Here is a 13215-nt window from a genome sequence, read left to right on the forward strand (position 1 = left end):
AAAAGAGGACAAGGCATTTTTAGTTCCTTGCCCTCTTTAAATTATATTTAAGCACGATTATTTACCTGCTAAGCCGTCGGCAAATCCTGCATAGGTGTGTTTACGGTATTTACCACCTTCCGTCCAGAGACCTACCGGCTCACCTCCTCTCCAGGAGGAACTTTTGGGACTGTCTGTCGGGCACCAGTGTGCAATGCCGTAACGTTGGCTGACCGGAATAATCTCAAAATATTTGCGGACAATGAACTTGTAATACTCAGCCATTGCCTTATGTTGGTCTTCGGTCATCTCTTCAGTTTGCAATGAGTTACCGTCTTCATCCACATATCCCATATCGAGTTCGGTAATTCTTACCAGCTTTCCGGTTGCCGCCATCAACTCATACATTTGCACGATATGCTCTTCCTTGCTGGCCTGTGTTGCCGGGTTTGCATAGCAGGAAACGTGCATCTGCGTACCGATTCCATCGATGACCGTTACGCCGTCGGCTTCCCATTTTTCGATCCATTTGATCAGGCTCTTCAGCTTTTGGTTATCGTCCCAGTCCGATTCCAGGTTATAATCGTTGACAAACAGTTTCATGTTTGCCGGGCCATGTGTCCTGGCCAGTTGCACCGCTGTACGTACATAGTTGTCCCCCAGGTAATCCTGCCAGTAGAAGTTGTTCTTGGCGTCTGCTTCCGATACATTTTTCACTGACTGGAGGTCGTAGAGGCCGTCGCCGTCCTTATCCGCACCGGAGAGCGGCTCGTTCACCACATCCCACGCAAGCACATATCCCTCGGTTGCATTCATCATGCCGGCAATCCATTTGTCCATGGCCCAGGTGAGGGTATCAGCCTTTTCTTCGGGGGTCTGAGGTATCTTATTCCCCGACTCTTCAATCTCCCACACGATATCGTCGAAATAGTAGGTGTTGGCCTCCTTGAATTCAGAAAGGTTGAAAGCAATGGTACTCATCCCCTCCTGCGTACCCTGGATGAGACCTGAGCTTTTGTATTCCTTCCATTCGGTTGTAAAGCTCGGGCTGCCCACCATGGCCCAGTGCAGATATTCTCCCGGTTGCTTATGTGCCTGTGATGTGGCGGTAGCGGGTTTTTCTGCACGGATCTTCATGCTGAATCGGTAGTTTTCACCCGCTTTGAATACACGCGGTGCTCTTACAAAAAACTGTGTGTCCCAGCTGTTCGCCGGACTATCGCCCGACTTCACCACAATGGCTTTTCCAACGCCGTCGGCTCCCGTTCCGGCAGGGCCAATCGTGGCAGCTTTGGGGCCGACTGTTTTTTCGGTGGCGAAGAAACAGGAGAGGTCGTTGCCTTCCACGTCACTGTTGCTCACCAGGTTGGTCCACCAGGTAGCAGGACCGCCCGCTACCGATACTACTTTAAAGGAATAAGCATGCCAGCCCGGTTTATTCCAGCCTTTCAATACCTCCTCATCAAATGATCCGTTTTCAATCAGATTTTCTTCTGATCCCGTTGCCGTTAGTACCATGTCGTCAAAAAAGAGATCTCCCTCAAAAGTACCGAAACAGAACTGAAGGGTTGTTGCATTCATTGTTGGAGTGAAAGTAACGGAAGCGTCACCCCAGTTTTCGCCAAATGCAATGTCAGGCCCATAATTAGTTGCAGAACCGTCCGTCCTCCAGAAAGCCACTGTAAAGGGTTTAGAGGCCTTCACGCGCATTTTGATGGTGTATTCCACTCCCTTCGTTAAGGGGGTTGGTAAAACATAATTCAGCTGCCAGTCCCAGATATTGGCATTGGCCTTTGGCGTAGTCGCCTGTAGGGCATTGTTGGCATCGTTGGGATCGATCTCTATCTCCTTATCAGCAATAATAGAGTTCAGGTATTTGTTGTTTTGCTGAGCATGCCATACGAGCGTATGTCCATAGATGGAGGTGTTTGCTGCCTTGGCTGCTCCCACAAATTGCACTACCTGCCCAAAATCCATTGAACCGTCGTCTTTCACTATGGAACCATATTTCATGGCATTCCCAGCGGTGATCTCATCAAAATTGGAATTGATGAGGCGGTAGATCATTCCCTGTTTGCTGTATTCACTTGCAGTCACTCCTGCACCCAGTTTGAAACCGGGGTTGGCGCTTCTGTCGATGTAGGTTTTCAGGGCATCATAGTCGTTGAGGTATTCCATCTGTATGATCGATTCAGGCTTTTCCACCTCAAAGAGTAGTTTTGTATCGTCCACACACGAAACGGCCATCGCCAACATCAGGAAGATCGCTCCTAAAGTATTGATTGTATGTCTCATAATCTAATTTTTTTTGGAAAGCAATTTAATCCTTTAATACGGGAGTAAACCATTCGGCCTTCACTCCTCTGTCGCGCACAACCAAAGTGTCCTTGGTAGCCGACTGGATATCACCGTAATTGACAGTGTAATCGAGGTAAAGCACGTCTCTGTCTTTATTTCCCCAGCTGTTTTTATCACCTTTGGAGACAAATTTGCCGGTACCGGTGACGGCCACGCCATCTGTTTCGGAGGTAAGTGTGCAATCGCCCTGTTCATTAAAAGTAAGTAACATTACGCTGTTGCGGGTGATATTGTTCATGTCTTTGGTTTGATGTTCCCACGCAATGGTGCTGAGAGAACGGGTGGTGATATCGTCTATCACTTCATCTTTCTCAACGTATTGTGCATGCCGGATTTTTGTTCCGCTCTGGCTGCCGGTGATCACATCTTTTCCTCTGCGAAGGTAATTGGCATCATACTTGTTAATGTATTTCACCGCATAGAGTACATAATCTTTGGGTTGTACATCCCAGTCGGAAGAAACACCCCGCCTTGGGTTATCTGCCGTTGGTTTGCCCGAGAGGATGGAGTCGGCATTCACCACACCAGTCATTACCACTGGAATTACATAAGTAGTGGTCAGTGATTTTGGGTCGTTGAAAAATGCTTCGGTCAACTGAACGGTTACCCCACCCAATATGCTTCCCTTTTCAATGGTTATTTTGTCGGAAGACAGAGAGTAGTAATTAGCGGGCATGGGAATGATGCTTTTCTCTGTGTCTTTGATAACCAGGTTATTGCATATGGAGTTGTCAACTCGGATGCCTATTTCCACATTCTTCTTGTTGGAGTAGACCCCTCCCATCGTTGCCATGATCTGACACTTGTACTCGTTGTCGAGGCTGGTGTCGAACACATCCTCCCCGAGAACGATGGTGCGGACGGGACTCTGATAGGCAAAATATACGGCCGAATATTCGTAATCGGGAAATTCCCAGTCCCCATTTTCACAGGAAGTAAACAATCCGGTTACACATGCCGTCAAAAACATTATAATGAATATTTTTTTCATGTTAATCTTTTTAATAGTTCAAAACTGTTTTACCATCCTTCATTTTGAAGCAGATTGCTGAATTTGACCACTTCTCCATAAGGAATGGGTCCGTAATACATATAGTCCTGGTAGGCACGATTCTCTACCTGTGGCAGGATATTGTACTCCTCGTTACTGATGCTCATCCCCTTCGCCGGTTCGGTGATGTTCTTTTTCCAGCGACGGAGATCCCAGAAGCGGAATCCTTCGAAACAGAGTTCAATGCGTCTTTCGTTATGAATCAGTTCGCGCATTTTTTCTTTGTCGCTCTTCACCGATTCCAGATAGGTGTCGGTGGTGTTGACGCCGATGCCTGCTCTTTTACGGATTGCCTTGATTACGTCATATGCAGAATAACCATTGGGACCTGTTCCATTGGGGCCCCAAGCTTCATTGGCGGCTTCTGCATAGCCCAGGAATATTTCTGTATACCGGATAAAGGGTTTGTAGTGGTATGCTGTTGTTTCAGAACTGGGATTGGCATTTACCTGCTGGTTCAGCAACTTCTTCATATAATATCCGGTCCGTGTAGAGGTTTCCGTTCTGTTTAGGGCGTTGTTGTCGCCTCCGTCAGCTGCAGTGGTGATCACAGTGCTTTGTGGACCGGCTTTGCTACCGTTATAAAGGATATAGAGTGCCAGTCGGGAGTCTCTGTTGGCATAGGGATTGTTTGGGTCATACCCGCTATTGGGGTCGGTGATTGGCAACCCGTTTGCCATGGGGAAGGCATCCACCAGGTTCTGGGTGGGATTCACGCGTCCACTGCCATATAGAGTGGGAGGGTAGTTATCCCGTTCCAGCGTGAGGTTGTTCTCTTTGTTCCCGCGCCAGAGCATCTCTTTGGGATTTACCCCGGCAGGCAGGTTTTGAATAGCTGCACTGTTTGCATACCATTTGTTCCCGTCCTGGTCGAGTTGCCCCACAGGGTTGCTGCCTAATCCATTTAGTACAACAGCCATCCTATTGGCAGCCTCTTCCCAGGTCACTCCGGAGCCGCTGCTATATGCGGGACTGGCTGCAAGCAGAGCAGCCTGGGCGCGTACAGCCTTGGCAATGCGGGCGCTCATGCGGTTTTTGGCGTTGTCTCCGAAAACACGCGTATACTGGCCGGCAGACACTCCCTTCGCACGATATTTTGCAGGTACCAGATTGTCATCGTCAATGGCGCCGTAATCTTCCGGCAGAAGCATCAATGCGGAGTCCACATCGGCATTAAGACGATCGATACACTCCTGAAACGTATTGCGCGGCAGATTAAATTCAGAGTTAAGATCTTCCGGCTCGGTCAGGATCGGAATACCCAGTAACTGTCCGTCTTCAGCCCACCCGGCGTGGTTGAGCAAAAGATGGTACATGTAAAGTGCCCGCATCCCAAATGCATCACCCTTCATTCGATCTTTGAACATGCTGGCAACCAGTGGATCTTCAGCCCATTTTACTTCGTCGGCAATGTTGATAAACTGATTCAGATATTGCCATGAGGCACGCAGATACTGCCATCTGTCCATGGGGTTGTTGTTCGCTCTCCAGGATCCGGTAGCCATTTGACGATAAGCGTTGTTTGGATTGTTGGAGACGGCATCGTCCGTAGCCACATCATTAAAAGACCAGGATCCCAGCGGGTTGCTGATGTATGCGTGGCCTAGTAATCCGGTAGCCCATGCCGGCATATTATACAAATCATTTTTGTCTTTGTGGTTCTCAATTGCAGGCTCGAACATGTCCTGACACCCTGTCTGGACAAACAGGAGCAACACAAACAGTGCAATGATGGATATTTTATTTCTATTCTTCATAATTGAATAATTTTAAACGGATGATGTCATTAGAAAGTGCCTCTTACGCCGATGTTGTAAAAACGCGTTTGTGGTGCACTTCCCACATTCATTTCAAGGTGTTTGCGTTCTTTGGAGATAGTCAGCAGGTTATAGCCGCTTACATAGAGGCTGATGCCTTTAACAAACGATCCCTGCAAGGCAGTTTCCGGGATGTCATAGGTGAATTGCACCTGTGACAGGTTCAGACGATCTGCATCGTACATCCAGAAGTCGGAAGAGCGAAAGTTGTTCTCACCACCTGTGGTAGTAAGACGCGGATAGGTCGCCGTATCTTTTGTTTCTTCTGTCCAACGGTTGCGCACGATCTCTGAATATTTGCTGTCACTCCGCACCCAATAGTAAGAACTGTTTTTCATGCCTTGTCCGCCATAGAAACCGTCGGCCATTGCGAAGAATGTAAAGTTCCGCCACTTGGCTGTAAAGTTGAGTCCCAGACGTAAAGGAGTATCCCAGCGGCCCAGATAGACCTCGTCGTTGGGGTCTATAATGCCATCACCGTTTTGATCCTTATACTTGAGGTCTCCCGGTTTGGTTTCCCCGAAGGTTTGTTTTGGGGAATTTTCGATTTCATCCAGATCATTGAAGAAGCCGAGACTCTGCAATCCCCAGAGGGCGTTCAACGGGCGTCCGATTCTTGTTTGATAATCAAATTCAAAGCTTTCGTCGCGTTTGGCGGCCTCTGTAGTGTAGTACATCCCGTTTACTCCCAACGTCAGATCCACTTCGCTTACCTTTTTGTTTAGATACATGCTGAAGTCAAAGCCGGAGCGGTTATCTACATTGTAATTAACATAGGGTATGATAGAGGAGGTTGGATACCCGACTTGCGTAAAATAGACTGGATATAGTGAATATGGTCGTACAATATCACCGTCCATCTTTCCGGTAAAGTAATTGAAGTCGAATGAAAGCAATTGATTCCATAGAGATCCGCGGAGACCCAGATTCAACTCCTTTCTTTTAACAAAGGTCATATCGGGATTGTCTCCCCGCTGGAATTCAGTGGCGGCTTCACCGCCCAGGTCAGCCCAGGAGTACCATCCCCCACGTTGCAAAATCGATTTGTAGAGATAGTAACCCATCTCGTTGTCGTTGGTTGCAATATCCATATCCTGGCTAATGATGCCACCAGACAGTGTCAGCATCAAATCATCAAAAACGCTTTCTGAAAAGAAGTCCTCCTTCACGGGGCGCCACCCGAGTGTCACTGTCGGAGAGAAACCGAGACGGTTCCCTTCCGGTAATTTAGCGGAGTAGGGAAGTGCGGAGCTGAAATCCAGGTAATATTTCTGTTTGAAGTTGTAGGAAGCCTGTAATCCCAGGTTCACATTGGTCAACCGGTGATATTGTCCGCTCTGTTGTCTTTGCCAGGCATTGGCCACCAGCATAGCGAACACGTTATGGTCACTGTTGAAGGTATGTGCATAATCAAACTGCGCTGCCAGGTTATAGGTGTAACGATAGGCTGAGTTGCTGATAGTTTCGTCGCCGGACTTTTTGTCAACAGTGTTATTTTTATCAACCTTTCCAATCATATCCTTGCCTGCATAACTTGTCCATTCCGGTTCAAAGGTTGCATATTGGTTGGTGTAACCCTGGTTATAGGTCGACGCATAGTCAATGCCGTATCTGGTACGGAAGTGCAATCCCTGCAGCAACGATTTCAGGTTGAGGTCGAAGCGGGTGTTGAACTGAAACTGGCGGCTGACGAACTTGTCGTTACCCGCTGCATAAGCATCGGCAACCGGGTTGGTGAGATACAACTGGGAACCCCCGAAAAAATATTTACCGTCAATCAAATAATTGCTGGTGTTGATCGCATTCCACGAGGGAATGTCGTTTTCTTCGAGATAGGTGAGCGGAATCAATGGTGCTATGCGGTTGGGACGTAGCGTTGCTGCATTGGTCCACCAGTCTCCCTTGGCACTGTATGAATCGTAGAATGTCGCGTTGGCATCGGCCTGTACTTTGAGAAACTCCCGCAGGTTCACATCGAGGTTTCCTCGTACAAAGAGGCGACTCACATAATCATCGGCATGGTTTCCTACTTTAAGCAGGGCGTTTTCACGGGAATAGCCGGTAGTGGTGTAGTATCTCACACGCTGGTTACCTCCGGTGATCTCCGCGATTGCCTCCGATCTGTTGTAGGCTTTGCGGAGATACTCGGACGAATACATGTCGAGATTTGGATAACGGTAGGGATTCTCCCCGGAGGCATGCCGGTAAATATTCTCAATACTGTAGTTTGTTGCATTCCCGTCGTTCAAACTCGCTTCGTTGTAAAGAGTCATGTATTCTGCCGATCCCAGATACTTCGGATAGACTTTGGGGGTATGCAATCCGGTATTGGCACGGATGCGAATGCGCGAATCACCAATCTTGCCCCGTTTGGTGGTGATCTGGATCACTCCTTTGGCAGCACGGCTACCATAAAGCACCACCGCGGCTGGTCCTTTTAATACGGTGATCTGCTGAATCTCGGTAGGCAGTACGTTGTTGGCATCGCGAACCATCCCGTCGATGACCACCAGATATTCATCCATACCCCAAATGTTTCCGTTCACACCACCGACCAGGTTCTCTACAAAGTTCAGGCTATAGGTGGTATAGGCTTTTTCTGTCATCTTTTCCACATCGATGACCGAGATACCACCCAGGAGGTCCTGCATGTCCATGGTACGAAATGCGACCTCCACATTATTGTGCAGCGTATCGTTTTCCAATGCCGCTTCGTCGGTGTACCCCAACTGGGCGGTAGCCTGCAATGTGTTGAAGGCAAGAATGATACATGTTGCGAGACCAATATATATATGTTTCATGTTAGTCTTTTTTTAATTATCAATTTGTTACCAACCCGGATTCTGGTAAAATTCCGGATACATGCTGACATCGTCGGTTTTGAAGGGGAACCAGTAATGTTTGCTTGATAGATTGCGTGTGGTAATCACCTCTTCTCGGAAATTCAGAACAGCATTTTCTTTCGGATTTACTTTGGTATCAAGTGGTGCTGCACGGTCAAACTCTTGCTTTGTTTTGATGTTGAAAGGATATTCCGTGAGCAGGAGCCAGCGGCGGAGGTCATTGAAACGATGTCCCTCAAATGCCAGCTCTACTGCACGCTCCCTGCGCAGCTCGCTCATAAACCCTTCCAGATTGGTCGTATATTTGTCAGCAAGGGGCTCAACACCGGCACGTTCACGAATGCGGTTCAGCGCATCTGCGGCACTTTTTGCGTAACCGGATGCTTTGCCCGACGGTGATCCGTATCCCTGCGCTGCTGCTTCGGCATACATCAGATAGACATCCGCCAAACGTACCCACGAGAGATGGAAGTGAGTAGCGTAGCTGTACCCGTAGGTATTATCCCAGATATTGGCTCCCAGTGGGATAAACTTGTAGTTCAGGTAACCTGTACGGCTTACTGTTCGGGGATCGTTTGAGTAGTTCCCGCCGGTATAGAGATTGGCATATCGCCACACTTCGTCGTTTGCGTTGGTGATGGTTCCGGATACCACTTTCACACCATCATAGATAATATCGTTGTAGAAGCGGGGATCTCTGCCTTTCCAGGGATGTGTCTTGTCGAACCCTGATTCCGGGTCATTAAGTGGTAATCCGTTTGCCATGCCGTAATAATTGACATAGTTTGCAGCCGGTGCCAGCACGATACCGTCCCCCTGAGCGATGGGTGATGGCTGGTAGGAGTTCATCTGTCGCCAGTATGAATCGGCACCGTAGGTCGGGCTTCGTATTATCGCTTCCGAACCGCCCGGCATCAGCCATCCCTGTTGTATAGTGTAAAAGAGGGAAGAGTAATCTTTAAAATCAACCAATGCGTACTGTGTTTGGCCGCTTTCCACCATACTCAGCAGCTGAGCAAAAGCATCGGCCGATTTTTTGCACATCTCCGCATCGTAGGTGCGGGGACCGTTGATACCATTAGTCATCAGAGGACTTCCCGCATAGAGGTAGGTCTTGCCCAGCATGGCGAGTGCCCATATCTTGTTGGCACGCAGGTGGTTGTTGCCAGAGGTGCGACGCCCGACTTCGGTGTTGTTCCAGTCTACGGGCAGCAGTTCGGCCGCTTTGCGGAAATCGGCCGCCATCTTCTCGGCATTCTCCCGGTATGTTTCACGAGGAAGGGTAAGGGGTTCATCGCTGGGGAGCACGGTTTCGATATAGGGAAGCCCGCCCCAGTATTGTGTAAGCTGGAAGTAGAACCAGGCACGCATAAAGTAGAGTTGTCCCTCAACGAGATTTCTCTCCTCCTGGTTTGCATCGGTCATTTTCCCGTCGGCAAGCGCCTGCAGCCCCATATTGGCTACTCGGATGCCATACCAGGAACCGCCCCATATCGATTTTTGGAAGCGGTCTCCTCCTGCGCTCCAGTTACGGTCCAGAAAAGAGGCGCCTTTGCCAATATAGTCACGGTAGTTCCCTCTGTCAATGCTGAATCCCATCAGATACTCTCCGTTACCGATGGTTACCACCTCATCTTCACCCCAGTTGAATGAGCTGACCCAGTAGTGCTTGGCCAGGTCGGGTGTGAGGTGGTACATTCTTTCGACAAAGCCCTGAAAATTTATGAAGTTCTTGAAGGCTTCGTCCGGCGAAATCACCGATTCGGGAGCCTTGTCCAGATAGTCTGTGCATGAGGCAACACTTAAAAGAAGTGATGTAGCCAATGCATATAGATAGTAAGTAAATTTTGTCTTCATCATATTATGTGGTTATAACGAGATTCTCAATCCTAAATTAAAACGTTTCTGCGTCGGGTACGCGGTATTGCCTCCTGTGTTAGACTCCCGGTCATCCGGCATTTTTGTCCATAAAAACAGGTTGTTGCCGTTTGCGAATACTTTCAGATTGGTCAACCCAATTTTTTTCAGCCATTCCTCCTGGCTGAAGGTATAGGAGAGTTCTGCATATTTCAGACGAATATAGGATCCATCATGCAGGAACCTCGTAGCGTTGGAGTATCCGCTGGGAATAGTTCCCCATCTGGGTAGTGGCACATCGGCATGGGTGTTATCTTTCGACCAGTACGTTCCTTCCCGGAAGGCAGTGTTTTTGATTCCGCCCAGGCTCTGGAGTCCCACATAACGGGTTACGTTGTTTACCCCGTAGAACTGTACGAAAAAGCTCCATCCCTTATAATCAATGCCAAACTGACTGTTTACCGTGTTTTGAGGAATACCGGTAAAGCCATACGGAATTTCGTCAAATCTTGAAATTATTCCATCGGCATCGTAATCGAGAAGAATATAATTACCGGGAATACGGGCTTCGTTCAATGCGTCGTGTCCAGTAGACCCGTAAAGTTCATCCCAGTTGTTGTAATAGCCGTAATCAACGTGAGCATTGGTCTGTCCAATCGACTTGTTGGCAGCTTTTTGATACTCCGGTGTAAATAATGGATCGTCGGCCTCAATAATTGTATTTTCTGCATGTGTGTAAAATACATTTCCCCACAAGCGCCAGTCGCGATTAATCGGTTTGTTCCAGCGCAGTTCCAGCTCATATCCTTTGGTATTCACTTTACCCAGGTTGGCTGCCGGGGCAGTGGCTCCGTAGTAGGAGGGTACGGAACGTCTGCTTCCTTCCAGCAGAATGTTGGTTCTTTTTTCCCTGAAAAAATCAACCGAACCGGAGATTGCTCCGCCGAACAATGCATAGTCTGCAGCAATATCCAATTTGGTGGCTACCTCCCATTGTACATTTGGGTTTCCTACCTGTGACTCATAATACCACTGGTAAGGACTCTTCGTTGAGTTGACACCGGTCAGGCCCTGATTGAAAGCTCCGCCATATCCCCATGTATCCATATACAACCAACGATTGGTAAACTCATTCCATCCAATCTTGTCATCCCCAATTTGGCCGTAGGATGCCCTGAATTTCAACATGTCCATCCATCCCAGATCGAGCTCCTTGATCAGCGGTTCTTCCGAGGCCATCCACCCGAGCGCTCCTGACTGGAAAAATGCAAACCGGTAATCGGGAGAAAATTTTTCCGAGCCATTGTAAGCACCGTTATATTCTAATAAATATCGTTTCGAATAATCATAGGTAACCCGGAACACCCAGTTCTCGCGATAAATCGGAAGATTGTTTCCCCTGGAATATTGTTCGCGGCTAAAGTTGCCCATAGCACCTACGGTGTGGTCTCCGAAAGTATTCATATAATTGAGCTGAGTGGAATAGTTCACTCTGCGATATGTTTGGGCATTGTCTACATTTCCGGGACCGGTCATCCAGGCAATGTTGTTTTGGTAGTCGAACTTATTGTTGCCGTCGACGGTCACATCGGTAAACGTCTGTCCGGTCTCGGGATCGATCCACTTGTGGGGGTTGTCTTCCCAGTCGTTGGTATCATCAATACCACGGTTTTGCTCCCGAAAACTATTGTCGAAGGCAAGTCTGCCATGTACGGAAAGACCTTTAAGCAGGAAGCCTAGATCTTGCTCCAGTGTGAAGTCTGTATTGAGCCTGTCGTTGGTGGTATATCCTACTCCGCTTACACTCAGGTTCTCCATGGAGTTGGTCGATGCCTGCGTAGGATTGGGGTGGTAGTAACCAAAAGACCCGTCGCTGTATTTGGGCCTGAACATATCGGGTGCAATGCCGTAAAAGGCCGACCAGACAAGGTTTTCATAGGCGTTGTAGTTTGTTCCCTTGGAAACAGCGTGCGATCCGGAAAGGTTTACCCGCAATGTGGTTGATTTGGTCAGGGAGAAGTCCATGTTGCTTCTCACGTTAATACGGTCATATCCGAAACCGGTTTTGTATCCGCGGTTGTTGTCAAACTGTTTGTAGATATCCCCTTCATGTGCATAGTCCAGACTGGCAAAATATTTCACAAAGCGGGTGCCGCCCGATACGTTTACGTTCGCATTGTATGATGTGGCCACGTCCTTCAGGAGCTCGTCAACCCAGTTTACGTTGGGATAACGTTCAAATTCTTCCAGATTGGCAGGCCACCGGTATTTATCGATGAGATTCTGAGGTTTAATATTAACCCACTGTTCGGGTGCGTAACCCAGTTCGTTTTCAATAACCCGGTTGCGCAGCATCAGGGCATCGTAAGAATCCATCAGTTCCGGCAACTTGGAATAGGTTTTCATTGTGGTGCTTACGTTGATATCCACATTGGCTTTTCCCTCCTCCCCACGTTTGGTGGTGATCAGGATTACCCCGTTGGCACCCCGTACGCCGAATACGGCAGTTGCGGAAGCATCCTTCAATACCGAAATGGTTGCCACCGAATTGATATCGATACCGCTCATCGGGCGCTCGATACCATCTACCAGGATCAGTGGCCCGCTACCGTTCCATGAGCTGACCCCACGGATGGTGATCTCCGGATCCTCTTCACCAGGCTTACCGGTGGCGGTCATAGTAACCACGCCCGGCAGGTTACCGGTCAGTGCCTGCCCGAGGCTGGTCACACCTCCTGTACGTTCCAGCACCTTGCTGTTGGTCTGGACAATGGCCCCTACCACGCTCTCTTTTTTTTGCTGACCGAAGCCAACCACAATTACTTCTTCCAGAATTTCGGTGTCCTCCATCATGGTAACAGACAGGGTTGTCCTCCCGTTCAGTTTGATGGACTGAGGTTTCATGCCCACGTAGGTGACATGCAATGTCGCGCTAGAGGGTACATTGAACAAGCTAAACCGGCCATCCAGATCGGTGACTGTACCGGTAGATTCGCCTTCCACCTGTACCGTCACTCCGATCAGGGGTTCACCGGATGCGTCAGAAACAGTACCCCTTACGGTAATGTTCTGCGCAAACATGGATAAGGAAAATGCACATAGTAATGTAAAGCATATTCCTTTTAATAGATACGAAATTTTTCTTTTCATTCTCTGATTTGATTAGATTAAACAAATACTTTTTTGATGAATCGTTGACACATTCTGTTGACAATCTTCGGTAATTTTAAGTTATGATCATAGGTATATATTAGGGTGGATAAAATTATCAATATTGGCTCTTTCCGTATTGCCTATATTCGATACTTCA

Annotated in this window: 6 protein-coding genes; all 6 read right to left on the reverse strand. The window is 48.3% G+C overall.

What is annotated here, in order from left to right; all coding sequences use genetic code 11:
* Positions 1–57: 57 nt before the first annotated feature.
* From B3Z75_RS00465 to B3Z75_RS00490, 6 genes are read right to left on the reverse strand one after another with little or no spacing between them, the layout of a single operon-like run.
* Positions 58–2274, reverse strand: coding sequence for an endo-1,4-beta-xylanase (locus B3Z75_RS00465; RefSeq protein ID WP_294066476.1), 2217 nt, complete (start codon positions 2272–2274; stop codon positions 58–60).
* Between the two features lie 25 nt (positions 2275–2299).
* On the reverse strand, positions 2300–3328 hold the full coding sequence (locus B3Z75_RS00470; RefSeq protein ID WP_294066479.1) for a DUF5627 domain-containing protein: 1029 nt from the start codon (positions 3326–3328) through the stop codon (positions 2300–2302).
* 29 nt (positions 3329–3357) lie between these two features.
* Positions 3358–5145, reverse strand: coding sequence for a RagB/SusD family nutrient uptake outer membrane protein (locus B3Z75_RS00475; RefSeq protein WP_294066484.1), 1788 nt, complete (start codon positions 5143–5145; stop codon positions 3358–3360).
* Between the two features lie 29 nt (positions 5146–5174).
* A complete protein-coding gene (locus tag B3Z75_RS00480; RefSeq protein ID WP_294066487.1) occupies positions 5175–8006 on the reverse strand; it encodes a SusC/RagA family TonB-linked outer membrane protein in 2832 nt (943 codons plus the stop codon).
* A 27-nt stretch (positions 8007–8033) separates the two neighbouring features.
* The gene (locus tag B3Z75_RS00485; protein WP_294066547.1) at positions 8034–9905 is read right to left on the reverse strand and encodes a RagB/SusD family nutrient uptake outer membrane protein; all 1872 of its coding nucleotides are present in this window, start codon (positions 9903–9905) and stop codon (positions 8034–8036) included.
* A gap of 12 nt (positions 9906–9917) precedes the next feature.
* Positions 9918–13055 carry a SusC/RagA family TonB-linked outer membrane protein gene (locus B3Z75_RS00490; RefSeq protein WP_294066490.1) on the reverse strand — a complete coding sequence of 1046 codons (3138 nt, stop codon included), beginning with the start codon at positions 13053–13055 and terminating at the stop codon, positions 9918–9920.
* Between the last annotated feature and the right edge of the window lie 160 nt (positions 13056–13215).

It is taken from the genome of Proteiniphilum sp. UBA1028 (assembly GCF_002316955.1).
Taxonomy (GTDB): Bacteria; Bacteroidota; Bacteroidia; order Bacteroidales; family Dysgonomonadaceae; genus Proteiniphilum.